This is a genomic window from Alteromonas sp. ABH2_165 (assembly GCF_056159945.1).
The window spans coordinates 201,256-225,107 of sequence record NZ_JBSWWF010000006.1 but is presented as its reverse complement, the minus strand read 5'-3'; the positions used below and the strand labels follow the sequence as shown (position 1 = coordinate 225,107).

General features: G+C 49.6%; 18 protein-coding genes, 1 pseudogene and 1 riboswitch. Of the genes and pseudogenes, 10 read left to right on the top strand and 9 right to left on the bottom strand.

What is annotated here, in order from left to right; translation table 11 throughout:
* Positions 1-4: 4 nt before the first annotated feature.
* The 7 genes from ACXAFQ_RS13370 to phoB form a co-directional block, all read right to left on the bottom strand.
* Positions 5-1,369, bottom strand: coding sequence for a MotA/TolQ/ExbB proton channel family protein (locus ACXAFQ_RS13370; protein WP_474823119.1), 1,365 nt, complete (start codon positions 1,367-1,369; stop codon positions 5-7).
* Between the two features lie 12 nt (positions 1,370-1,381).
* The gene (locus ACXAFQ_RS13365; RefSeq protein WP_070123856.1) at positions 1,382-2,140 is read right to left on the bottom strand and encodes a DUF3450 domain-containing protein; all 759 of its coding nucleotides are present in this window, start codon (positions 2,138-2,140) and stop codon (positions 1,382-1,384) included.
* A 171-nt stretch (positions 2,141-2,311) separates the two neighbouring features.
* Positions 2,312-4,963, bottom strand: coding sequence for a TonB-dependent receptor domain-containing protein (locus ACXAFQ_RS13360; RefSeq protein WP_474823111.1), 2,652 nt, complete (start codon positions 4,961-4,963; stop codon positions 2,312-2,314).
* 123 nt (positions 4,964-5,086) lie between these two features.
* Positions 5,087-7,849, bottom strand: a complete 2,763-nt coding sequence (locus ACXAFQ_RS13355) for a hypothetical protein (RefSeq protein ID WP_474823107.1) — start codon at positions 7,847-7,849, stop codon at positions 5,087-5,089.
* A gap of 309 nt (positions 7,850-8,158) precedes the next feature.
* Positions 8,159-9,130, bottom strand: coding sequence for a PstS family phosphate ABC transporter substrate-binding protein (locus tag ACXAFQ_RS13350; protein WP_474823103.1), 972 nt, complete (start codon positions 9,128-9,130; stop codon positions 8,159-8,161).
* Positions 9,127-10,425 (bottom strand): phosphate regulon sensor histidine kinase PhoR, encoded by a 1,299-nt coding sequence (phoR, locus tag ACXAFQ_RS13345; protein ID WP_474823101.1) that lies wholly within the window; start codon positions 10,423-10,425, stop codon positions 9,127-9,129. The genes ACXAFQ_RS13350 and phoR overlap by 4 nt, the downstream gene beginning before the upstream one ends.
* 79 nt (positions 10,426-10,504) lie before the next feature.
* On the bottom strand, positions 10,505-11,194 hold the full coding sequence (gene phoB / locus ACXAFQ_RS13340) for a phosphate regulon transcriptional regulator PhoB (protein ID WP_070123851.1): 690 nt from the start codon (positions 11,192-11,194) through the stop codon (positions 10,505-10,507).
* Between the two features lie 191 nt (positions 11,195-11,385).
* Between phoB and ACXAFQ_RS13335 the strand changes: the two genes are divergently transcribed.
* Both ACXAFQ_RS13335 and rdgC read left to right on the top strand, forming a co-directional pair.
* The gene (locus tag ACXAFQ_RS13335; protein ID WP_474823095.1) at positions 11,386-13,116 is read left to right on the top strand and encodes a sensor histidine kinase; all 1,731 of its coding nucleotides are present in this window, start codon (positions 11,386-11,388) and stop codon (positions 13,114-13,116) included.
* Between the two features lie 97 nt (positions 13,117-13,213).
* A complete protein-coding gene (rdgC, locus tag ACXAFQ_RS13330) occupies positions 13,214-14,119 on the top strand; it encodes a recombination-associated protein RdgC (RefSeq protein WP_070123946.1) in 906 nt (301 codons plus the stop codon).
* An 83-nt stretch (positions 14,120-14,202) separates the two neighbouring features.
* Here rdgC and ACXAFQ_RS13325 read toward each other — a convergent pair whose 3' ends face one another.
* On the bottom strand, positions 14,203-15,387 hold the full coding sequence (locus ACXAFQ_RS13325; protein ID WP_474823090.1) for a benzoate/H(+) symporter BenE family transporter: 1,185 nt from the start codon (positions 15,385-15,387) through the stop codon (positions 14,203-14,205).
* Positions 15,388-15,527: 140 nt separating this feature from the next.
* Here ACXAFQ_RS13325 and ACXAFQ_RS13320 point away from each other — a divergent pair, with 140 nt between their 5' ends.
* The gene (locus ACXAFQ_RS13320) at positions 15,528-16,082 is read left to right on the top strand and encodes a helix-turn-helix domain-containing protein (protein WP_474823085.1); all 555 of its coding nucleotides are present in this window, start codon (positions 15,528-15,530) and stop codon (positions 16,080-16,082) included.
* A 74-nt stretch (positions 16,083-16,156) separates the two neighbouring features.
* Here the strand turns inward: ACXAFQ_RS13320 and ACXAFQ_RS13315 are convergent, their stop codons facing one another.
* The gene (locus tag ACXAFQ_RS13315) at positions 16,157-16,996 is read right to left on the bottom strand and encodes an HDOD domain-containing protein (RefSeq protein ID WP_474823082.1); all 840 of its coding nucleotides are present in this window, start codon (positions 16,994-16,996) and stop codon (positions 16,157-16,159) included.
* Positions 16,997-17,331: 335 nt separating this feature from the next.
* Positions 17,332-17,477, top strand: a riboswitch (cobalamin riboswitch).
* Positions 17,478-17,603: 126 nt separating this feature from the next.
* Here ACXAFQ_RS13315 and ACXAFQ_RS13310 point away from each other — a divergent pair.
* From ACXAFQ_RS13310 to ACXAFQ_RS13280, 7 genes and pseudogenes are all read left to right on the top strand, one after another.
* The gene (locus ACXAFQ_RS13310) at positions 17,604-18,431 is read left to right on the top strand and encodes an ABC transporter ATP-binding protein (protein WP_474823080.1); all 828 of its coding nucleotides are present in this window, start codon (positions 17,604-17,606) and stop codon (positions 18,429-18,431) included.
* A 1-nt stretch (position 18,432) separates the two neighbouring features.
* Positions 18,433-19,443 carry a FecCD family ABC transporter permease gene (locus ACXAFQ_RS13305; protein ID WP_474823646.1) on the top strand — a complete coding sequence of 337 codons (1,011 nt, stop codon included), beginning with the start codon at positions 18,433-18,435 and terminating at the stop codon, positions 19,441-19,443.
* Positions 19,444-19,454: 11 nt separating this feature from the next.
* Positions 19,455-20,528 carry a nicotinate-nucleotide--dimethylbenzimidazole phosphoribosyltransferase gene (cobT, locus tag ACXAFQ_RS13300; protein ID WP_474823076.1) on the top strand — a complete coding sequence of 358 codons (1,074 nt, stop codon included), beginning with the start codon at positions 19,455-19,457 and terminating at the stop codon, positions 20,526-20,528.
* A complete protein-coding gene (locus ACXAFQ_RS13295; protein WP_474823072.1) occupies positions 20,528-21,319 on the top strand; it encodes an adenosylcobinamide-GDP ribazoletransferase in 792 nt (263 codons plus the stop codon). The genes cobT and ACXAFQ_RS13295 overlap by 1 nt, the downstream gene beginning before the upstream one ends.
* Positions 21,319-21,843, top strand: coding sequence for a bifunctional adenosylcobinamide kinase/adenosylcobinamide-phosphate guanylyltransferase (gene cobU, locus ACXAFQ_RS13290; RefSeq protein ID WP_474823067.1), 525 nt, complete (start codon positions 21,319-21,321; stop codon positions 21,841-21,843). The genes ACXAFQ_RS13295 and cobU overlap by 1 nt, the downstream gene beginning before the upstream one ends.
* A complete protein-coding gene (locus tag ACXAFQ_RS13285) occupies positions 21,843-22,463 on the top strand; it encodes a histidine phosphatase family protein (protein ID WP_474823064.1) in 621 nt (206 codons plus the stop codon). The genes cobU and ACXAFQ_RS13285 overlap by 1 nt, the downstream gene beginning before the upstream one ends.
* Positions 22,460-23,851 (top strand): annotated as a pseudogene (locus ACXAFQ_RS13280) (cobyric acid synthase); the annotation flags it as partial. The gene ACXAFQ_RS13285 and the pseudogene ACXAFQ_RS13280, both read left to right, overlap by 4 nt.
* Position 23,852 lies beyond the last annotated feature (1 nt).

Below are 23,852 nucleotides of genomic sequence, written 5' to 3'. Positions count from 1 at the left end.
CGGCTTAGCCTCGCTCTGCGCGCTCAGCGATTACACCTGACGCCTGTTCCTGTAGTACGTAAACGATGTTCTTGCTACGGGTATTCAGCATGGCGTATAGCAGTGTCATAGGAATGGCCACGACCAGACCCAGTACCGTAGTTACCAGTGCGGTAGAAATACCACCTGCCATCAGTTTCGGGTCACCGGTACCGAACAGAGTGATTGCCTGGAAGGTGTTGATCATACCGGTTACCGTACCCAGAAGACCCATCAGCGGTGCAACAACAGAGATAATCTTAATGATGGTCAGGTTGCGACCCAGCTTAGGTACTTCACCCAGAATCGCTTCTGTCAGGTGCAGTTCCAGCGCCTCAACGTCTGCATCAGGGTGATCTTCACGTACTTTCAGTACGCGGCCCAGCGGGTTGTCTGTTTTGATTTCTTTGCGTTTCAGCTGCTTCTGCACTTTACCGTTGATGAGTGTCAGGCTAATCAGACGCTCAAGCGCCAGCAGCAGACCAATCGCACCTACGATAAGGATGATGTAACCAACTTCACCGCCCTGCTCTACACGTTCTTTCAGATCAGGTGCTTGAACCAGCAGGCCAAGAATAGAACCGCCGGTTGGGTCGATACCAAACTCAACCAGTTCACCGTTTGAGTTTTGCAGTGCTTGTGCAGAGTCGCCGTACCGGTCAGCAGGTTGACGTACCAGTTCAGCTACGGTGCCAGTGATACCGTTGAAGTCGAGGTATTTACCGTCGGCAACCAGGGCGAACGGACCTACCCGAACGATTTCTTTATTTACTTTCTCGCCACCCGCTTCAACCACAGAGGTTTCGAACTTGGTAACTTTGCCAGATTCAGTCATCTCGCGCTGCATTTCAAACCATACGCGCTCGATTTCTTCGATAGAAGCCAGCTTAGAGCTCTTACCCATGGCCTGCGCCATGTTGTCGAGGAACTCAGCACGGCCTGGGATTTGTGCAGAAACGACAGAGTTCTGGAATTTGCTCTTAGTGTCGCCAGCAACTTGTTGCAGCACACCAAACAGTTCTTTTAACGAACCTAAACGGGTATCCAGCGCCTGATTCAGGTCTGCCAGTTTGAATTCGTTTTCTTCGAACTGGGTTTCCAGGTTTTCAGACGTTTTCAGTGCGTTATCGCGTTGCTTGCGGGTATCAGCCAGGATTTGGTCCTGCTGTGCACGCTGTGCAACGAAATCCTGCTCGCGCTGTTTGTTTTGTTGAGACTGTGCAAACTGGCCTTGTTCCAGTTGCTTTAACAGTGCGTCTAAGTCCAGTGCGCGTTCGTTTTCCGCCATTGCACCGAAGCTTAATGTGGCAGCGGCAAGACCAGCTGCGACGAATTTAATCTGCTTTAACATGGTCAGTACCTCTTAGTCCGTGATTGCAACAGGCAGCATTAACAAATCTGGTGCCAGCTGTTTCTTCGCCATACGCAGACCTTTGGTGATCTGTGTGCGGTAGCTGCTGTCCAGTTCTTCCCACTGACGGGTTTGTTTGTTCCATACGCCTTGCTTGCTGGCGTCACGGGTTTGATAAATCAGTGCGGTACGGCCAAGGCGCAGGAACTCTACATCGCGCTCAGTGCCGTCGATTGAATGAATACCGCTGTACGCTTCCATAGTACGGCCGTAATCCATTTCTACCTGATAGGCTTCCATTACACGGCGGAATTTCTCAGAAGCAGAAACGTCAGCACGGTCCATCATGTCTTTTAAGTCAGCAATACGCTTAGCACGCTCTTCTTCCAGGAAAGGCACGTCCAGAGCAACGAACTGCTCAAGACCGTCAATCATGCGAATCATCAGCGGCGTGATTTGACGCTCGATAACGGAAACTTCGTCAATAGACGCGTTCAGATCCGCCATTTCCTGTTCTTGGTTGGCGATCTGCTTGCTCAGCTGATTGTTATAAACGTTTAGCCCTTCAATTTCTTTGTTCAGCGTTTTGAACGCTTGAAGTTTGCTATCGATTTGATCAGCGATGTTGTTGATTTTGTCCTGAGACTTAGCGGCACTTTCGTTGATCTTAGCGGCTTCATCTACAGCGGGTTTCAAGACGCTATCGTCTTGTGCCATGGCGAAGGTGGCCGTCATGGCGCTCGCCAGTAGCAAAGAGTTGAAAAGCTTCATACATTCAAACCTTACAGTTAAAGGATACGGCTTTCGCCGAGCTTAAATTTCTGGGCGTAGGATAGGAACTTTCTATGACAGTTTTATTACATGACTGTCATATTTCTATTGTCACAATTGAACAATGACGTGATAAAAAAAGAGCCGCTGATGCGGCTCTTGATGAGTTGATTAGAAGTCGTAGCGATACGCTAAACTAAATGACGTGCCGCGGGTTTCAGACCGCAGTAACGTGTCTTCAAACTCAATTTTCTTTTCCTGATCAAGCATATTCTGAACTTTCAATGTGACAGTGGTATTAAAATCTGGGTACCACTTGTACACCACATCGAGAGAATGGAACGGTTGTTCGAAGCTATCATCGAAGCCATCGATACCCGGGATCAGGATACGCGGACCAAACACGTTATAGACTAAAGATGCAGAGTGTTCACCGTTATCTGAGTCATAACCGAATTGCGTATTCACTACCCATTTCGAGTGACCGGTCATCGCCCGTGTCGGGTTGGTGATAGAGGTCGAAACACCGGTTTGCTCTTCAATGTTGGCCGGGTCCAGCTCAATCTCTGAGTCACTCAAAGTCAGGTTACCGGACACAAACAGGTTGTCCCAGATACCGTCGCCAATCACTTCAAGACCTTGCAGGAACTCTACTTCCATACCGTACATCTTACCGGTTTCAGCATTAGCGATACGAATAAGCGGCGGACCATCCTGTGCAGGCGACTGAACGGATTCAATGGGTGAATCCATGTCTTTGTAGAACAGACCCAGTGATAGGTTGTTACCGGCTTCACGGTACCATTCCCAGCGAACATCAAAGTTATTGATAGACGTGGTACGCAGGCCTGGTGTACCGCCTACTGGGTTTTCGGTCAGCGGGTCGATGTACGTTGATGACGAGACTTCACGCAGATCAGGACGCACTACCGTTTTACCGTAGCTGAAACGCAGCTGCATGTCTTCCTGCAGGAAGTAGGTTACCGCCAGTGACGGATAGAACGCGTCTTCCTGGAAAGCCAACTGTGAACGGTCTGCTTCGTCAGTTAAGTCGAACTGGTTGGTACGTGGATCGAACGGGACAACCGCCTGGCGGAAGTCTTCGTAACGCACACCACCACTGAAACGCCACAGGTTGTTCCAGAACAGGTCAGCTTCAAAGTAGTAAGCATCCACTTTCTGACCAGCGGCATAATCGTCACCAGCAACTGTGGTATCACGCAGCAGGTTTTGTGTGCTATAGCTGGCGCTATCGAGAACTTCATCGGTAAGGATGTCGTTAAAGTTGTAGCCTTCCAGAATAGACGTATCGGTAAACGCACGAGTACTGATGTCCAGACGACGGTTGTCTGCAACACGTGTCTTGCTCAGGAAGTTACCACCTGCTTTAAATTCCATTTCCCAGTTATCAATCATCAACGGGTAGTTTACGTTGTAGGCGAAGTTTTCTACGCGGTCATGCAACGTTTGGAATGAATAACGGCCAGCCGTAGTTGAGTTACTCAGGCTGCTTTCTGTTTCGCGATCGTAAATGCCATCTAAGTTGTCGTCTTCCAGGAGGAAGCGGGCTTCCATGTTACCAGGGGCATCACGGGAAGAACGGCCTTCAGAATATTTCCAGTCAAAACCAAGGAAACCTAACTCAGGGAACGTGTGTGTACCACGTAACTGGTTGGTGAACATTTTACGTTCTTCGTATTGCACTTCGTACTTACGAACACGCTGGTTATCCGATAACGTGATGTTGGCAGTGTTACCAATCATGTCGCGGATCTGGTCGCGGGTATCGCTCAACACGATAACGCTATAGTCCACACGATGCTGACGATTGTAATCGACACCTACGTTAAACAGGGTCGACCACTTCACCGATTTCTCAGTGGTGTTTACTTCGTCATAAAAGCGAATCATACGGATTTCTTCACCGTTACGCAGTGGCTGTTCGCCCACATACTCTTCGCTTACATCGGTAGAACGGTCGTAACCACTGGCAAGCAAGAAACCGAAACGCCAGTCGTCGTCATAATCAAAGCTGTTACCAATTGACAGGTTGGCTTTGTAATCCGGGTCTACGCTTTCCAAACGTGGATCGTAGTCACGATTCAAACCTTTGAACAAGGCAACAGACTCTTCCTGACTAATGCCATCAAGGAACTGTTTGCTCTCCCACTGATCAACAATGGCTGCTGGCGCCGCACGGGTGCCGTCATCTTCACCAAACCAATCATCACCGCCACCATTGTACTGGTAAGCGTCGTCAAAGTTATTGGTGTTTGAACCTAACTGGCCCTGAACACTGAATACGTAATCTGAAGGAATGGTTTTCAGACGAATATCAACGTTACCACCACCGAAAGACGCTGGCATAGAAGGCGAGTAGGCTTTTTGTACCGACAAGCTTTCGATAATCGTAGATGGGAATAAATCCAGCGGAATAACGTTACGGGTTGGGTCTGGACTAGGCACAGCCAGGCCGTTCAGCTGGGTAGATGAATAACGTTCACCCAGGCCACGTACATAAATGAATTTACCGTCAACCAGTGTCAAACCCGTTACACGACGCAGTGCTGAAGCCGCATCGGAGTCACCGGTACGGGAGATTTGTTCCGCACCCATGATGTCAGCAACGAATGCCTGGTTTTTCCGTTCTTCCATTACTGCTGTTGCCGTACCTTTCAGACGGGTACCAGTGGCAACCACTTCTTCGATGACTTCCTCATCGTCAGCTTCCTGAGCAACTGCAGGCACGGTAGCCGCTGCGAATGTTGCCAGTATCGCCAGACTCAGTGGCTTGACAGGAAATCTGATTGCAGGCTTTTTCATTGTAAACCTCGTGGAAAAGCGTTCTTACACATCAACGTTTAAAAACGTTGCTTTTAATACTTAAAAAGCAAGCACGCTACTTTTGCTGCAACGTGCCTGCCTTGATGGAGGGATTAGGAGTGATTACTCCAGACCAACGGTCCAGCCAGCAGTCCAGTCGTCGTCTTCAGACACGGCACCAACAAAGTCCACGTTGTCGAAGAAAGTATCACCTGTCCAGTCTTTAGGCGCTACCGCATCAGTGATGCTGTAGATGCCGCTTACGACTTCTGCCTGAGTAGCGACTACTGCGTTGCCAGTCATAGTGTTCAGGAACCAGTCTTCCAGGTCAGTCGCACCATCGTCGAACTTGAAGTTCTCGTCGTTTTCACAGGCAATCACAGAGTTTGTGAAAGTGGTGGTGCCGTCAGTCAGGTTAGCCTGAGACTCAACAACGTTTTCGATTTCGAAACACTCACCCATGCCAGCAGGGCCAGTTACGATGAAGTTAGACAGTTGAGCGCCAGTACCTTCACGCAGGTAAACACCTTCTGAATCGTCGTCACCGTCAAAGGTATTACCAATGATAGTTACGTTAGACAGTGTTGGGTTAGACTGTGGCTCGTTCGCTGGGTCAGAACCGTCGTTGTCGGCTTCGATACCACGGTTAGCATCTGAACCATCTACCGCGTGGCGAACCAGTACGTACTGCATGCGACCCTGGAAACCATTATCCCAGTCGATGCTGTCATCTTGGTTGTCAGTCAGTACTACGTACTTCATGTCAACGTTACCGCCAAAGAATTCAACACCATCGTCTGAAGACTTGTGGATTTGTACGTAGCTGATATCAGTACCAGAACCTACGCCACCCATTGTCAGACCTTGCAGTTCGTTATCAGGTGCAATCTCGAAACCTGAGTGCATGATGCGAACGTAGCGGATAGTGCCTGAGTTATCAGCTGTGTCAGTACCGCCGAATACCGCACCTTCTTCTGCACCTTCGATTTGCAGTGAACATGCGCCAGTTTCAGGACACTGGTTAGATGGCGCGTTACCCAGCATTACCAGACCACCCCATTGACCCGGCTCACCGGCATCAGACGCTACGTCAGCTTGTGAAGTAAAGGTGATTGGGTTAGCAGCAGTACCTTGCGCATCAATTTGTGAACCACGGCTGATTACCAGGTAATCGTTACCGCTTGCACCGTACAGAGTGACACCTTCTTCAATAGTCAGTGTTGCGCTGTCAGTGTTATCGCCACCGATGAATACTGCGCCAGACAGGGCATACATGTTGCCTTCAGTCAGGGTTACATCAGAAGTGATGCGGCCAGTTAACTGACAGGTAGTGGTGGTGCCGTCTACAGAATCAATTTCAGTGGTGCTTGCAGGACAACCGTCAACCGATTCAACAACGCCAGTAACTTCACCGCCGCCGAAACCGAATGCCCAGCCATCACGCCAGTCAGTTACGCCATCCAGCGCACCGATGTAGTCAGTCGCATCAAAGAAACCGTCGATTTGAGATGCGTCAGCACCTGCACCTAACAGTGGGCTACCAGAAGTTGGTGAACCGTCTGCATTCAGTGCAATCGCTTCAGAAACAGTGTTGCCAGTCATGGTGTTTAAGAACCAGTCTTCCAGGTCAACGGCGCCGTCATCGTTCTTGAAGTTTTCACCGTTACGGCAAGCCATAACAGAGTTTTGAATAGTGATAGTGCCGTCGGCCAGGTTCGCCTGAGACTCAGTCACGTTTTCAACTTCAAAACACTCGCCCATGCCTGCAGGACCCGTTACAACCATGTTGTAAATCTGTGCACCGGTACCTTCACGCAGGTAAACACCTTCAGAATCGTCGTCGCCGTCGAAGTTGTTACCGATGATGGTCAGGTTAGAAATCATTGGGTTGGACTGTGGCTCGTTAGCCGGATCTGAACCGTCGTTATCAGCTTCGATACCACGGTTTGCGTCAGTGTCGTCAGTCGCATGCTCAAGGAAAGCGTATTGGATTTTACCAGTAAAACCGTTATCCCAGTCTAAAGAGTCATCTTGTGCACCAGTAACCAGTACATATTTCAGTTGCGGGCTACCGCCGAAGAATTCGATACCGTCATCAGAAGACGCGTGTACCTGGATGTGGTCGATAGAAGTACCAGAACCTACGCCCCCCATAGTCAGACCTTGCAGCTCGTTATCTGGTGCAATTTCGAAACCTGAGTATTTGATTACCATGTAGCTGATAGAACCAGAGCTCTCGGTATCATCTGTACCACCGAATACCGCACCTTCTTCAGCGCCTTCGATTTGCAGAGAACATGCACCCGTATCAGGACATTGGTTAGAAGAAGCGTTACCCAGCATTACCAGACCACCCCACTGACCAGGCTGTGCGTCACCGCCAACCACGTCTTCGATAGAAGTCAGAATGATAGGTGCTGCTGCAGTACCGTTTGCTTCGATAGTTGAACCACGGCTAACCACCATGTAGTCGTTACCGCTACGACCGAAAATTGTTGTACCTTCTTCGATAACCAGGTTAACGCTGTCTGCGTTGTCGTTACCAAAGAATACGGCACCGTCCAGTGCCCATACGGTGTCGTTAGTCAGCGTGATGTTACCGCTGTCGTCAGCCATATCCGCAGTTAAGCGACCAGAAAGAACACGAACCGTTACATCGCTACCGAACGCGGTAGAAACCTGAGAGCTCAGGCCTGAACTTACTTCACCAGGCGCGGTATCTGTATCACCAGAATCGCCAGAACCTGAATCACTATCACCGTTACCGTAGTTATTTTCTACGCTGTTATCGATGTTCCCTTCTGAAATGTTGATATCGCCGCCACAGCCAGCTAACACGAGTGCAGTTGCAATCGCGGAAGCTTGAAATAAGTGCTTAAGTTCCATTCGTATCTCCAAGTGCGAATATGATTATGGATTTAGAAAACGCAGGAACTTTACCGAAGGTAAATGACACATTTGTTACACTCTGGCGTTGTAACAAAACTTTCACAGGAAAAAATGAACTTTTAGTATCTAAATGGCGTGGTTCAGCACATTTAAATAATTAGTGCATGAAAAATAACAAGATTTCTAAATATGCTCTAATCATGTATAAGTGAAACGCGGCTATACAACCCGTGAATACTGGGAAACTGCCTGGTTTGACAGGCCCAACATTAAACTAAAGTATGAAGCTTTAATGACAGGTTGTGACTACAGTTTAGCGGCTGAATCTTCTAAATATCGGCGTTGGCGAAGCAATAAATCTTCACGAACCGGAAAATAGCCGTCCTTGCTCACTTGCTCTTGCCCCTGCTGGGAAAGGACATAACGCAAAAATTCTCTTTCCAGGGTAGGCAATGGTTTACCCGGTGCTTTGTTCACGACCAGATACAGAAAACGGGCATAGGGATAGGTTTCATTGCGCACAGTTTGCGTGGTTAACGGTACTAGCGACTGCGCAGTGTCTCCGATAGCCAGAGCTTTAACGCCAGCGGTTTTGTAACCGTAGGCGGCGTATCCAATACCATCGTTGCTCGACGCAACAGACAACACCACCGAAGCAGAACCGGGCTGCTCGTTCACCGTGGCGCGAAAATCACCGTCGCAAAGCGCCATCACTTTAAACAACCCATAGGTACCGGAAACCGAGTTCCGACCAAAAATACGTATTGGCGACACGGTGGCGTTCTGATTTGATAAAAGCTGTGACCAGTCGGTAATGGCTTCCTGTGCACCGCAGAATCGGGTGGTTGAGAAAATACCGTCGACTTGCTCCAGGGTAAGACCCTCAATGGGATTCTTGCGTTCGACGAAAATCGCGATGGCATCCATGGCAACCCTGACCACCGTGGGCGGATAACCATGCTCACGAACAAAATCGCGAATTTCAGAGGGCTTCAACTCCCGACTCATGGGGCCGATGGTTGCGGTGCCTTCGGTAAGTGCGGGTGGTGCCGTAGAGGAGCCTGAAGCCTGGATCTGAAATTTGACCTGAGGATACATCTCCATGAATTCCTGCGACCACATGGCCATCAGGTTTGCCAGGGTGTCTGAGCCAACAGAGGTGATTTTACCGGCAACGCCGGGGCTTCGGGTGTATTCAGGCACAGATTCCTCTGCACAGACCTGCAGAGTATTCATACACAGCAAAGCACTGACTAACACCTGACACCAACGGCTCATGACTTCTCCGTAATCAACTCTTCATCCAGCAGGAACGAAAACTGACTGCCCTCTCCCACGGTACTGGTAATATCCAGTTGAGAATTATGATGGCTGAGCACATGTTTCACAATAGACAAGCCCAGACCGGAACCGCCGGTTTTTCTTGAACGGGCTTTGTCCACCCGGTAAAAGCGTTCAGTAAGCCGCGCCAGGTGGTTCTGTTCAATGCCGTCACCGTTATCAATCACGGCAAATAACGCATCGTGGCCTTCACGTCGCCAGTGAACATTTATTTCGCCGCCAGGCGGCGTATAGTGCACAGCGTTGAATACCAGATTCGAACAGGCACTGCGCAGTTCTGTTTCCACCCCAAATACCCAGAGCACGGGATCAATATGGAAAGTAATCTGATGCCCTTTGTCTGCATTTAATGTGGCGGCTTCTTTTTCGAGCTGCGCTAACATGGCGGGCATATTCACTTTATTTTCATAAATCCGTTCAGAACTCGCCTCAATGCGCGACAGCACCAACAGATCTTCAATCAAGCTCTGCATTCGCTGGGCTTGCGCAGACATCTCTTTCATCGCCTTCTGCACCATCGGGTTATCTTCATCTTCTGGCAGAATTTCCAGATAGCCCGATAACACGGTAAGCGGCGTACGTAGCTCATGAGACACATTCGCCACAAAGTCCTTACGCATTTCCTCCAACTGAGATACCCGGGTTACATCTCGGGCAATAAGCAGCAAGTGCTCCTCGCCATAAGGCATGATCCGGTATTCGAAGGTTTTGTTGGGGTTGGTAGGCGCAGGTACTTCAATAGGATGACTAAAATCGCCTTCATGAAAGTAGCTGATGAAGTCAGGATGACGAATGAGATTATCGATGCGGGTGCCTGCATCACCGGGCCATTTTAAACCCAGTTCCAGTCGGGCCAGCCGGTTACACCAAATAATACTGGCTTTGGAATCCACTACGACGGCAGCATCGGGTAATGCTTCAGAGCCTTCCCGGAAGCGCTTTACCAACTCACCCAGTTCTTTGCGTTTGTTGCGGTTTCGCCGCTGCAGGTAATAAATGCCTTCGTAAATATGTTCCCACACGCCACTCACGGTAGGCGGTGACATTTTACGACTGTGCCAGAGCCAGCGATTCAGCTTGAACAGCTGCCAGTAATTGACAATCAACAGGCCCACCGCCCCTAATGCAATCGCAAATAGCATGTCGTCGACATACAACCCCACCAGCGCGAAGACGAGCAAATACGCAATCAGGCGAATTGCACTTCGTAGCCATGAAAAGGGATAGTACATGAATCAGAAGGCCTTGATTTGAGTGGAAAAGGCTATTGTGACAATGATAGACGACGCGCGCAATGCGCGTCGACAAACATTATAATTTGGTAGAGAAACGATAGCCTGCGCCACGAACAGTTTGAATCATCGCGTCGTGGCCATGACGAGAAATCGCTTTTCGCAGACGACGAATGTGAACATCAACCGTACGATCTTCAACATAAACATTCGTGCCCCACACGTTATCCAGCAACAGTTCACGACTATAAACACGTTCAGGGTGGGTCATAAAGAAATGCAGAAGCTTAAACTCTGTTGGCCCCATATCCAGCGGGTCGTTGTTGGCCATTACCCGATGCGAAATCGGTTCTAGCTTAAGACCATTGAACTCGATGGGCTCTTCGTTAGAGGTAGGCGTTACCCGACGCATCACCGCTTTGATACGGGCGATTAGCTCTTTCGGTGAAAACGGCTTAGTGACATAGTCATCGGCCCCGGCGTCCAACCCACGGATTTTATCTTCTTCCTCTCCACGGGCGGTTAGCATGATCACCGGAATGTCACGGGTAAATTCGTGTTGCTTTAATCCTTTCGCTAACTGAACACCAGAACCACCCGGCAACATCCAGTCAAGCAATATCAAATCCGGATACGGCTCACAGATTTTTTGCTGTGCGACGTCGAAATCTTCGGCTTCAATCGTTTCATAGCCAGATTGCTCAAGCACAAACTTAAGCATTTCGCGGATCGGCGCTTCGTCTTCTACTATCAAAACAGTTCGAGACATTGATATTTTCCTGCTCATTACAAAACGCCGCTATTATTGATGTGGTCTGTGACAGTTTTATTAAAACGATTACATTTATGTGTCAAGGATATTACGACGAATTATGCTTAAGTGTAATGCCGGGTCGCTTGTTAATTCAGGCTTTTCCGCCTATTCTGTGTACCGGGAATAAACATTAAGGTTGGAGTTGGATGTCCAAGGTTAAGACAGGATTGTCACGTAAGCTGCTCACACGTGTATTGTCGGTTTATTTCATCCTGACGATCATCGTCACAATAGGCCAGATATTTACCGAATATCTGAGCACCAAGGACCACATCGAAAGCGAGCTTCGCACGCTGAAGAACACCTTTGCCGAAAGCCTGACCCGGGCCAACTGGGAGCTCAACAAAGTACAGGCGCGGATTATTTCTGAAGGGCTGACTAAGCTGCCCATCGTTGAGGGCGTGCAGGTTCGCGATGAAAATGGCGATCTCATTGCCGACGAAGGCCGCACCATCCCCAGTGACGGTCAAACGGTTCAGGCAGGGATAATGCGCGACCATCCGGGTGGTGTTTTCAGTTACAGTTTCCCTCTTATATTTGAATTTTCTGGCCGTCAGTCTTATGTCGGCGATGTTACCCTGTACTCCAGTTTCGACATTATTCTCAGTCGAATTGAAGTGGGAATTTTCTTCTTACTCGGAAACGCCTTCATCAAAACCGCGTTCCTGGTGTTTCTGTTCATGACCGCCTTCAAACACATGCTTTCTGAGCCATTGTCTGAACTTAGCAGCCAGATGACGTCTTTCGACCCCGAGCACCCTGAAGAAGCTAAAATTACGGTTATTGATAATGATGACAACGAGTTACGTATGTTGCAGCACTCGTTTAATCAGGTCATTGATGATTTCATTGTGTCGCAGGCAAAGCTCACGAGCGCTCGTGAAGCACTGACCCAGGCCAACCGCAAACTCGACGACCAAAACCTCATTCTTGAACAGGAAGTGGCGAAGAAAACGGCGTCACTGTCACAAATCATGCTCGACCTCGAGCAGCAGAAAGACGAACTCATCGCCAATCAGCGGGAATTAAGACAAGAAAACGAAAACCGGCAGTATATCGAAGATGAGTTGCGCAAGCGTAATGCCGAATTGGCCAAAAACAACGAAATGCTGAACCTCATCAAGGATCAGTTGGTTGAATCGGAGCGTATGGCTTCGTTAGGTGGCCTGGTTGCCGGTATCGCCCACGATGTAAATACGCCGCTGGGCGTTGGCGTCACTGCCGCCAGTTATCTCAGTGAACGTATCGATGCCTTGCGCCTTGCCTACAATGACAAAACCTTGTCGAACAAAACCATGGCAACCTTTTTGGATGAAGCAGAACAATCAGCCAGTTTGCTAATGGGTAACCTCAACCGGGCGTCTGAGTTAGTGGCAAGCTTTAAACAGGTAGCGGTAGACCAAACCAGTGAAGCGCAGCGCACATTCAACTTAAACAGTTACTTACACGAAATCCTGCAGTCGCTGAAACCCACCTTTAAAAATACCCAGCACGAAGTGAGAATTCAGTGTCCTGGTGATTTGTATATCACCTGCGCGCCGGGTGTCATTGCGCAAATCACCACCAACATGATGATCAATTCAATAATGCATGGTTTTGAAAATAAACCCGCCGGACACATTTCCCTGACCATCAGCCGCGACGATACCGATATCGTGATGGAATATCAGGATGACGGTAAAGGCATGGATAAAGCGTCGCTGGAACATCTGTTCGACGCCTTTTTCACTACTCGCCGCAATCAAGGCGGCAGCGGTTTAGGCACGCACATCGTTTATAACCTTGTGACTCAAACCCTGGACGGCACAATTCAGGCGTTCAGTGAACCCGACAAAGGCCTGCGCTACGTTATTCGCTTCCCTGATCGTCAGGACTGATCCGTTTTATTAACTTAGATGATCGTTGCAGCCGATGCCCCGCATTGGTACGCTTGCCGCCCTTTATAACAATAATCTGGATCAGGACATATTTTCTATGTGGTTCAAAAATCTTAAGGCTTACCAGCTTACCCAGCCGCTTTCTCTGGACGACGATGATCTCAGCCGTATGCTGATGGATAACGCTTTCCGTCCCTGTGGCAAACAAGACACGGCCACCATGGGTTTTGCGTCGCCGTTCGCACAAGCCGGTAAAGAAGGCGTGATGTTCCACAAAGTACAGGAACGTTACTGGATAACGCTGAAGAAACAGGAAAAAATTCTGCCATCTTCAGTGGTCAATGCCGAGCTGGCAGACAAGGTTGCGCACATCGAAGCCGAAACCGGCTCACCGGTAGGCAAAAAGCAGCAACAAGATCTGAAACAAGAAATTATTTTTCAACTGCTACCACAGGCATTTGTAAGAAACACCTTTACCCACGGTTTTATTTCCATTCCGGAAAAAATGGTGGTTATCGACGCCTCTGCCGATGGCAAAGCGGAAGCTTGGTTGGCTTGTGTGCGTAAGGCAATTGGCTCGCTGCCGGTAGTACCTCTGGCCCGTCATAGCCTGCAATCTGAGTTGACGCACTGGCTCACCGACGGCGCGCCAGACGGCATTGAGCTGCTGGAAGAGGCAGAACTGAAATCTACCGACGATCTAGAAAGTGTCATTCGTTGTAAAAACCAGCCGCTGGACAGCGAAGAAATTACCATGCACCTGGATAACGGCAAGCTGGTGCAAAAGGTCGGTTTTGCATGGCAGGAAGTATTAACTGCGACTATTTCGGAAGACGGTTCTTTCAAACGGGTGAAATTTACTGATCGCCTGAAAGAAGAAACCGAAGACGTACCGAAAGATCAGGTTGAAGCACGATTAGACGCCGAGTTTGCACTGATGTCGGCTGAACTTTGTCAGTTCCTTGATTTCATGCGCACCACTCTGAAACTGAACGACGACTAACATTAATCGTTAGCACGGAAGACAAAATTAAACGGGCCTGTTACGACTAACAGGCCCGTTTCTTTTGGCATCTTCAAGGTATTTTATGCCGACGCTTTCCCATGCCTTTTCTGGTAAAGCTTATCTAACCCAAGAACACATAACCCCGCGAATAGCCCCCATACCGGTGCACCAAGCTGCGCCACGGTGATGCCCGAGGCAGAACACAACAACGTCAGTAGTGCCGCTTTGCGATGATCATGATTTTCCATACTGCGAAGTAATGATGCCTGCAACGTTGCAAGCAGGGCTAACCCTGCTAGAAGATGCACTACCACTGGTGGCATTTGGCTGAACAGATACACCACCAGCGACGCAATAATACCGAAAATTAAATACCCGACGCCGGCCATGATCGCCGCTTTATAGCGCTTGTTTCTGTCGTCTCCTGCGTTCTCGCCCATGCAGATAGCCGCGGTAATTGCCGCCAAGTTAAAAGCAAAGCCACCGAAAGGAGCCGCAATCAAATTCACGATACTGACACCCGTAAGGATTTGTCTAACGTCGGGGTGGTAGTCATAGCTTTTTAAAATGGCAATGCCAGGCAGGTTCTGCGATAGCAACGTAATTATAAACAAGGGTATCGCCAGGCTAATGGTGGCAGAAACCGAGAACGTCGGTGTTACCCATTCAAGCTCTGGCCAACTCCATGCGAAATCCAGATTCGTGCCGGTGCTACCTAACCCCACCGCCATAGCCACAACAAGCAGTACCAGCATAAGATAACGAGGGAAAAAGAGTGAACCTAATAAATACAGTGCAATGAAACTGACTACCATGACTGGGTGAGCGGCGGCATCGGTAAAAACGCCTAAACAAATGGGCAACAGAATTCCGGCCAACATCGCGGACGAAACAGCAGGCGGAATGCGCTCTATCTGGCTAGTGAGTGCTTTACTCCGCGCCGCAATGAATGCCAATAAGGCTGCAGTGACAAACGCACCGATAATTTCTGCTAGCGAAAAGCCGCCTACTGCACCAATCAGAAATGCCGCGCCAGGTGTAGACCATGCGGTCACCACAGGTACTTTATACAACCAGGAAAAGCCGATACAGGTAATGCCCATGCCTAGCCCTAGTACGAGCAACCAGCTGACAATCATCGAAGGTGTGGCACCCGACGCTTTGGCAGCTTCAATAACCAGTACTACCGCACTACTGTAGCCCACCACCACGGCGGTTAAACCCGCAGCAATATGACTGAGCTGTGGAAGAGATTTCGATGACAAGGCGGGCCTCCAGTGTTAGCATTTGCCTATAGACCTGTGCGCTATAACGCACATTTGCGAGCGAGTGTAACATTGTGCGTTATAACGCACAATACGCTTAACGTGACGGCGTGCAATATTTATCAGGATGCAAAACACAGATGAATGCTAACGAGGCAATTAACGTGCAAATATCCCAGACACTCAAAGCCCGTCGTAAAGAGCGCGGGTGGTCTTTGGACAAAACAGCACAGCAAACTGGGGTCTCCAAGGCCATGCTTGGACAAATAGAGCGTCAGGAGTCTAGCCCTACCATTGCCACACTGTGGAAAATTGCCACTGGTCTGCAATGCTCATTTTCCTCCTTCCTCATACCCGGTGCAGCCGATCCCGCCACGAGTATGCCTTCTGAAAACGATGGATTTGCCGGTGACAACAATATGAAGGTGAAAACGCTCTTCCCCTATTCGCCTATTACCCGTTCAGAAATGTTTGAAATAACCCTGACAAGTCACCACCAGCAATTATCAACACCACACCAAGCCGGCGTGCTTGAACATATTCATGTAATAGAAGGGAAACTTGAAATCTTACAGCAAGATGTGTGGCACCCTGTCAACACCGGTGAGCAGTATTTATTAGCGGCAGATGGCGAACATGGCTATCGGGATTTAAGCGGAAAAACGCGCTTTATCGACATGATTTTTTACCCATAACCCCTGCGCGGGAGCATCGGGGTTGACGGGAAAACAGGTACCTGCCAGCGTGCACAGATACCTGCCCGGAGTCGTTATGAAGAGAAGATCTGTTTAGCGTTGACCGCCATTTCTTTAAACTCATCGGTGGTGAATTCTTTGATGTCTTCAATCACACCACGCTGAATTGCCAGATTAAGCACTGCGTCTTTCTGGTCGTCCATTTTACCGGCCAGCGCCGCGCCTACACGAACGAAATCCACATAAGACAGTTTTTCAGGTAGCACAGATAAGTCTTTCCACTGTTCTGCAACCATCACAAAATCGTCGTCAAATTCCCACGCTCGCATGATGCTGCCACCAATTCGGCAAGACAGCTTATCAATCGCCACATTCAGGAATGTCGGGTTCGCGAAAACTTCTTCATGGCGCTCGGCTTCGGTAAGAATAGGTAGCACGCCAATATCATGAACCAGCGCTGCGAGCGTCATGGTATCTAAGCTCAGCTCACGGTTGCGGGTGCGGTTGACATAAGTTTGTAATGCCGCCATCGAATACGCGACCACTTTAACAGTTGCAGCCCATTCCTTTTTCAGGTGCTTGGCTACCACGTCGTTTTTAGAAACAAATAACTGCTCCATTGCCAACGCCGTTGAGATATTCTTTATTTGACGCAAACCAATGCGAGTAACGGCTTGGCCAATAGACGTCACTTTTACCGTGCGTCCCAGGTAGGCACTATTGGCAATTTTTATCATTCGCATGCTCAGCGAAGGGTCTTTGCCAATAACATCGCCCATGGCGTTCAAGTTCACATTCGGATCATCTGCTGCTTTACGCACTTTAAGTGCGATGGCAGGCAGCGTAGGCAGAACCAGCGTATCGTTGTTGATCTTTTCGACCAGAATAGTCAGAAGCGCGTTTTGTGTTGACATATACCTACCTTATATTGGTTTCCGTGCGCCAGACGCTGTGGGGCGTGCAGGCAGAGAGGTATGAGTATGATTGGCTATCCGTTGCAAGCAAACGAGACGGCAACTCTTTACTAGATAATTAAAAATATATCAGCAGAATGCTGATTCTGCATCCCGCAATCGCGCATTTTCTTGGCATGTGCGCATACTGCGGTGTTTTTGCTAATACCAATCATAGTCTAAGGTGTATTGCCAGATGCGGTTTTTTAAGCATAAAGCGCAGGATTTCTGTTTTGGATCATCCTACCCTGCGTTCTTCTTCCATTGCCCTCGTCAATATGAGAAATCCCTGATACACTCCGCGTTTGCATACGTGGTGTTGCGCGTTTTCTTTAGCGTCGCGCAAATTAAATGGGAATTTGGTGTAACTCCAAAACTGTACCCGCAACTGTAATGACCCAGCAGGTCGAAGTCAGATACCAGCCATAATGTAGTGACTTAATTTCGTGCGGGAAAACACGAATACAGTTTTACTCCACACTTCAGGCATTGCTGAACGAGTAACTGCTTTCATACGGCTATGGCTGCCGGTTATCCCGCTTAGTATAATTTTAGTATGACGGGCATCATGTCTACCCAAGCGGCACTGCATCTTCAAGATGTCACCTATTCAATCAACAAAAAGCGAATCCTTACGGATATTTCGCTGGGCATCGGTGCAGGCCTTTTCCACGGTGTGCTTGGGCCGAACGGTGCGGGTAAAACCACGTTATTGAAAATCATCACCGGGCAACTTCAGGCTTCCGGAGAAGTCTGTTGGCAAGACCGCCCGTTATCGGATTATGCGCCTCAGGAACTTGCCCGCCATGTTGCGGTTGTGAACCAAATAAACGATTCCGTGTTCAGTCTGACAGCGAAACAAGTTGTGACCATGGGGTTGCTGCCGCATAAAAATTTGTTGTCACGTTACACCCGTAACGACCGGACACAAGTGTTGAAAGCGCTGGATGATGTAGGTCTGGCAGATAAAGCCAAACAACACTTCAGTGCCCTGTCTGGCGGCGAACAACAGCGCTGTTTGATCGCCCGGGCATTGGTTCAGGGCGCGCCGCTACTGGTTCTCGATGAACCGGTGAACCACCTGGATGTGTACTATCAGCATCAAATTCTGCACCTGCTGCATTCACTTTGCCAGCAACAAGGCAAAACCGTGGTGGTGAGTTTGCACGACCTCAATCTGGCAGCTGCCTACTGCGATAATTTAGTGCTGATGAAAGATGGCTTGGTGGCCGCATCGGGGGCCTCAACTGAAGTGCTGGAATCCACCTTACTCAGCGACATTTTCAGAGTCCCTTGCACGGTGCATCACTCGACAACACAATCAGCGCGGATTGAATTCAACCCGCCTTTTGCTGAATTTCAAAAAGCGTCGACGCAGGTAAAACATGATAGCTAACATGAAAGCGAAATGGATTGTGTTGCTGCTATTAGCGATGAGTGCGCCCTTATTGTCGTTATTCTTTGGCGCGGCCTCGTTGTCGGCCGATACTATTTTTCAATGTGTATCAGGCAGTTGCGCCGACCCCATCGACAATACTATTTTCTGGGATATCCGCTTTCCCCGGGTCATGGTGGGCTTTCTGGTTGGCGCGGGTTTATCGGTGGCCGGCGCCACATTACAGAATGTCACTCGCAATGGCCTGGCCGACCCCTACTTATTTGGTGTTGTTGCCGGTGCAGGACTCGGCGCCAGTGTAGCAGCGCTGTTGTTGAATAGTCCTTTAGCCGCCAAGTGGGGCTTGCCCACTGCGGCTTTTGGCATCGCCTTGCCCGTGTCGGCATTGATTGGGGCGATATTCGCGGTCATCTTGGTACAGGTACTTGCGCGCTCTACTTTTGGTGGCCGTATCGAGCACATGTTACTGGCCGGCGTGGCGGTATCGTTTATGCTAAGTGCGCTGAGTCAGTTTTTATTGTTTGTCGGCGATCCTTTCGCGGCAAACCAGGTGGTGTTCTGGCTAATGGGCAGTCTTGCCCGGGTTGAAAGCCACTATGCCTGGGTTCTCTTTGCGGTGGTTGCTGGGTGTACAGCCGTACTTTATCTTTTCGGGCCGCGTATTGACGCACTGCTTCTCGGCGACGACAGTGCCCGCACTCTTGGCGTCAATGTTGCCCACATGCGTATGTTATCTCTGCTAATTTGCGCCGGCCTCACCGCCGCTATTGTCTCTTACTGTGGCGGCATTGGATTTGTTGGCCTTATGATTCCTCATATTGTTCGCCGTTGGCTCGGTGTCACCAGCCGTACCTTATTCATCGGCTGTGCTCTTCTGGGTGGTTTTTTCATGGTGTGGGTGGACGTGTTTGCACGCACCGCACTGACTGGCCGGGAAATCCCGGTCGGTATTATTACATCTGCTATTGGCAGTCTTTTCTTCCTACTTGTAATGCGCCAGCGCCAGGCGTGAGGTAAGTAAACATGTCTATTTATAACAATCAGTTCTGGTCGATTGAGGCTGTAGATAAAACAGCATTGCCTTTCGTTCAGGCAGAAATCGACAACAAAGCTAAGCCACCTGGTTCACTGGGTTTGCTAGAACCGCTGGCCAGACAGTTGGCGCTTTGTCAGTGGCAAGGTGAGATACGACCGGTATACCTCACCAAGCCCACCATACTGGTATTTGCAGCTGATCACGGCATTGCCACCCACAATATTAGCATTGCGCCCCAGGCGGTGACGCACCAAATGGTATTAAGCTTTATCAATGGTGGCGCAGCGATAAATAGTTTCTGTGCATCCGCTGGACTCACGCTTCAGGTGATCGACTGCGGCATACTCGAAGCTATTTCTGGCAGTCATGATAATTTCATCAACAGCCGTATTGCCGCTGGTACGCAAGACATGTCTGAACAGGCGGCAATGACGGCAACGGAAGCTGAGCTGTCACTGTTACAGGGGGCTGAAGTGGCAAAAGCCGCCATTGAAGCAGGCGCGAATATTTTAGGTTTTGGCGAGATGGGCATTGGCAACACCAGTGCTGCTGCCGCGTTGTCCTGTTTACTTACCGGAATACCGTTAGATGAACTAGTGGGTGCGGGAACCGGAATATCAGAACATCAGTACATTAGAAAACACGCTTTACTGCAGCAAACCATCAGTCGCGTAACGCAAAGCGTTGGTGAGAGCCCAATAAACGCCGAACTCGCCGTGCAAGAAGCGGGTGGTTTTGAAATTGCCCAAATCGCAGGCGCCATGCTGGCCACAGCGCAAGCAAAAAAAATCATTCTGGTCGATGGTTTTATCGTGACCAGTGCCGCTCTTCTAGCATTGCAAATTGCACCTGAAATCAGAGATTACATGGTATTCAGTCATTGTTCTGGCGAAAAAGGGCATCGCCGGGTGTTGGAATACCTGGAAGCAACGCCATTGCTAGATATGGGACTACGGTTAGGGGAAGGCACCGGTGCCGCACTTGCCATGCCTTTACTTAAAGCCGCAGCCGCCTTTTACAATGACATGGCCACTTTCGACAGCGCTGGTGTAACCTTGTAATGACAAACGTCCTCTCTGGTGTTCGCCAGCATGTCCATGCCCTATTGTTAGCGCTAAGCTTTTTTACCCGTATTCCGGTGGGCCATCGCGTTACTTACAGTAATAATGCCATGCACCATGCGGGTAAGTACTTTGCTTTGGTGGGCTGGGTCTTGGCTGGCATTCTCAGTGTATGGATTTGGCTGCTTTCATCCTTTTTACCGGCTAGCGTGCTAATTTTCCTGGTTGTGTTGAGCAGCGTATTGCTGACCGGCGCCTTTCATGAAGATGGTCTGGCAGACACGGCTGATGCATTTGGTGGCGGTCAGCATAAAGATCACAAACTTGTCATTATGAAAGACAGTCGACTGGGCACCTACGGTGTATGTGCACTTGTGGGAGCTTTGTTTGGTAAGTGGGTGCTGCTGACTTCGCTGGTTGAGCAGCAATCTCTTGTGTTGTCATTATTTGTGGCTTACCCCCTTTCCCGCGCCTTTGCACTGAGTCACGTACAGGATTTACCTTACGCCACTGAAAGCAGCAGCGGTAAAATTGCCAAAAGCATGCCCTTTGCCACGCCCTATTCCGTTTCCGCAATGGCATTTCTGTTCATCACTGGCGGCCTCGCGCTGCTTTTACTTCCATTTGGCACAGCAGTGCTTATTCTAGTGACCTGCATACTCTTGCGCCATTTCCTTAAATACAAGATGCAAAAACATGTTGAAGGCTTTACCGGCGATACCCTTGGCGCAGCGCAACAAATTCAGGAACTGACCATTTACCTCATGCTGTTGATAGGCGGTGTGTCGTGATGCATCTGATTATCGGCGGCGCCCGCTCAGGAAAATCCCGTTTTGCACAGCAACAGGCTGTGCAGGCAGAGTCAGTAACGGCCAACCCCGTACACTACATTGCTACGGCCACCCCGTTCGACCATGAAATGCGAGAACGCATCGCGCAGCATCAACATGATCGCCCGGCGCACTGGCATACCTGGGAAGCGCCACTTTTACTGGCTGAGCAACTCTGCGACCTTCCAGACAATGACATTGTGCTGATTGACTGCCTGACATTATGGCTGAATAACCATTTATACGAAGCGTCAGCGCAAGACTTTTCAGCCTTATTCGATGCGCTTATTCGCAGCATGCAGCAGCGCCAGGGAGTGACGTATGTGGTTGCCAACGAAGTGGGATTAGGGGTTATCCCAATGGGCGATATCAGCCGCCGCTTTGTCGATCTGGCCGGCTGGCTGAACCAAAAAACCGCCCAGTACGCCGACAAGGTAACCTTTATGGCCGCAGGCCTGCCGATGCATTTAAAAGGTAATGATTAATGGCATATGTATTTGATTTACTTCGACACGGAAAAGTAAATGGCCAGCCTGCGCTCTATGGCTCAACGGATATCAAAGTCAGTGAAGCGGGCCACGAGCAATTGATGTCGCAACACCTCCAACTTGCAGGCGCATCACGCATTATTTCTTCTCCCCTTCAGCGCTGCTTGTATAGTGCAAAAGTACTCGCAAGCGAACTGGATCTCAAACTCAGTACCGCGCCAACACTGGCAGAGTGTCACTTTGGCGAACTGGACGGTATCCCGTTTGATGACATCACTGAACAATGGCCCTTGCTTGACGCATTTTGGCAAAGCCCTTCCAGCCACACCTTGCCAGGCGCTGAATCGTTGCGCGACTTTCACAACCGGGTTGTGGGCTTTTGGGAACGGATTATTGCCCGCCCCGGTGGCAATCACACGGTTTTGGTTACCCACGGTGGCGTAATACGACAAATTATTGCCAGAGTGCTTGGTCTCGACTGGACTTCACCGGCGTTGTATCAGCAACTTTCTGTTGGTCATGCCAGCCTTACCCGTATCACGCTTGCAGATTACCCCAGCGCCATACCGGTTATACAGTTTATTGGTTTGCCGCCAGAACAAGGGCTGCTTAGATGACTCGCTGTAAAACACTAATGGTTCAGGGCACGAGCTCTGATGCGGGTAAAAGTATGCTGGTTGCAGCCCTGTGCCGCTGTTTAAAACAAAGACATACTCGCGTTGCCCCTTTTAAACCGCAAAATATGGCGCTCAATAGTGCCGTTACTGCCCAAGGTGGCGAAATAGGGCGGGCACAGGCCGTACAAGCACAGGCGGCAGGCATTGCGCCTCATGTGGATATGAATCCCATTTTACTGAAACCCAGCTCAGATACCGGTGCTCAGGTGATTGTTCATGGTAAAGCGATTGGTGATATGCAGGCGGCGCCTTATCACGATTATAAAACGGTGGCGATGAATGCCGTTTTAAGCTCTCACCAGCGATTGTGCGAGCAGTTCGATGCTGTTGTGGTGGAAGGCGCAGGCAGTCCGGCCGAAATCAACTTACGCGACCGAGATATTGCCAACATGGGCTTTGCCGAGGCGGTTGATTGCCCGGTAATACTTATCGCCGACATCGACAAGGGCGGTGTTTTTGCCCAGTTTGTTGGCACCCTGGCGTTACTATCGGAGCCGGAACGCAATCGTATTAAAGGGTTTGTTATAAACCGCTTTCGCGGCGATATCAGTTTATTGCAAACTGGCCTTGATTGGTTGGAGAAAGAAACCGGCAAACCGGTGCTTGGCGTGCTTCCCTATTTGCATAACCTTCAACTGGCCGCCGAAGACGCCATTCAGGCCGAACAAAATCTCACATCGGAAGAACGTATTCTTAATGTGGTGGTGCCCGTTTTCAGTCGTATCAGTAATCACACCGATTTTGATATGTTGCGCACCCATCCTCAGGTCAATTTGCAGTTTGTAGCTCAAAATCAGGCTTTACCGGCTGCCGACCTTATCATTTTGCCCGGCAGTAAAAACGTGCGTAGCGATCTGGCTTTACTTCGCCAATGCGGCTGGGACAAAGACATTCTGCGCCATTGCCGGTATGGCGGAAAAGTACTCGGCATTTGCGGTGGCTATCAGATGCTGGGCGAACAGGTTGACGACCCCCTTGGTGTAGAAGATAGCCCAGGCATCAGTACAGGTCTTGGATTATTGCCGGTGAATACCCGACTGGAGCAGGAAAAACAGTTAACCCGTGATACAGGTACGCTCACGTTACGCATCGATGAACCTGCGCCGTTAAGCGGTTATCAGATTCATGTGGGCGTAAGCACAGTAAAACCCGGCGTTCGTACGTTCGCCTGCTTGAGTGATGGCACAACTGACGGCTGTATTAGCGAGGATGACCAAGTGGCCGGCACATACCTGCACGGTGTATTTGATTCTCCCGAGACGCTGCAGCAAATTATTCGCTGGGCGGGGCTGGAGACCACCCTGGTAGATAATTATGAAATGCAACAAT

What these genes read in the sequence shown, in the direction of transcription:
- ACXAFQ_RS13370 (WP_474823119.1), bottom strand. Translation starts at nt 1,369, where the DNA reads ATGTTAAAGCAGATTAAATTCGTCGCAGCTGGTCTTGCCGCTGCCACA.
- ACXAFQ_RS13365 (WP_070123856.1), bottom strand. Translation starts at nt 2,140, where the DNA reads ATGAAGCTTTTCAACTCTTTGCTACTGGCGAGCGCCATGACGGCCACC.
- ACXAFQ_RS13360 (WP_474823111.1), bottom strand. Translation starts at nt 4,963, where the DNA reads ATGAAAAAGCCTGCAATCAGATTTCCTGTCAAGCCACTGAGTCTGGCG.
- ACXAFQ_RS13355 (WP_474823107.1), bottom strand. Translation starts at nt 7,849, where the DNA reads ATGGAACTTAAGCACTTATTTCAAGCTTCCGCGATTGCAACTGCACTC.
- ACXAFQ_RS13350 (WP_474823103.1), bottom strand. Translation starts at nt 9,130, where the DNA reads ATGAGCCGTTGGTGTCAGGTGTTAGTCAGTGCTTTGCTGTGTATGAAT.
- phoR (WP_474823101.1), bottom strand. Translation starts at nt 10,425, where the DNA reads ATGTACTATCCCTTTTCATGGCTACGAAGTGCAATTCGCCTGATTGCG.
- phoB (WP_070123851.1), bottom strand. Translation starts at nt 11,194, where the DNA reads ATGTCTCGAACTGTTTTGATAGTAGAAGACGAAGCGCCGATCCGCGAA.
- ACXAFQ_RS13335 (WP_474823095.1), top strand. Translation starts at nt 11,386, where the DNA reads ATGTCCAAGGTTAAGACAGGATTGTCACGTAAGCTGCTCACACGTGTA.
- rdgC (WP_070123946.1), top strand. Translation starts at nt 13,214, where the DNA reads ATGTGGTTCAAAAATCTTAAGGCTTACCAGCTTACCCAGCCGCTTTCT.
- ACXAFQ_RS13320 (WP_474823085.1), top strand. Translation starts at nt 15,528, where the DNA reads ATGAATGCTAACGAGGCAATTAACGTGCAAATATCCCAGACACTCAAA.
- ACXAFQ_RS13315 (WP_474823082.1), bottom strand. Translation starts at nt 16,996, where the DNA reads ATGTCAACACAAAACGCGCTTCTGACTATTCTGGTCGAAAAGATCAAC.
- ACXAFQ_RS13310 (WP_474823080.1), top strand. Translation starts at nt 17,604, where the DNA reads ATGTCTACCCAAGCGGCACTGCATCTTCAAGATGTCACCTATTCAATC.
- ACXAFQ_RS13305 (WP_474823646.1), top strand. Translation starts at nt 18,433, where the DNA reads ATGAAAGCGAAATGGATTGTGTTGCTGCTATTAGCGATGAGTGCGCCC.
- cobT (WP_474823076.1), top strand. Translation starts at nt 19,455, where the DNA reads ATGTCTATTTATAACAATCAGTTCTGGTCGATTGAGGCTGTAGATAAA.
- ACXAFQ_RS13295 (WP_474823072.1), top strand. Translation starts at nt 20,528, where the DNA reads ATGACAAACGTCCTCTCTGGTGTTCGCCAGCATGTCCATGCCCTATTG.
- cobU (WP_474823067.1), top strand. Translation starts at nt 21,319, where the DNA reads ATGCATCTGATTATCGGCGGCGCCCGCTCAGGAAAATCCCGTTTTGCA.
- ACXAFQ_RS13285 (WP_474823064.1), top strand. Translation starts at nt 21,843, where the DNA reads ATGGCATATGTATTTGATTTACTTCGACACGGAAAAGTAAATGGCCAG.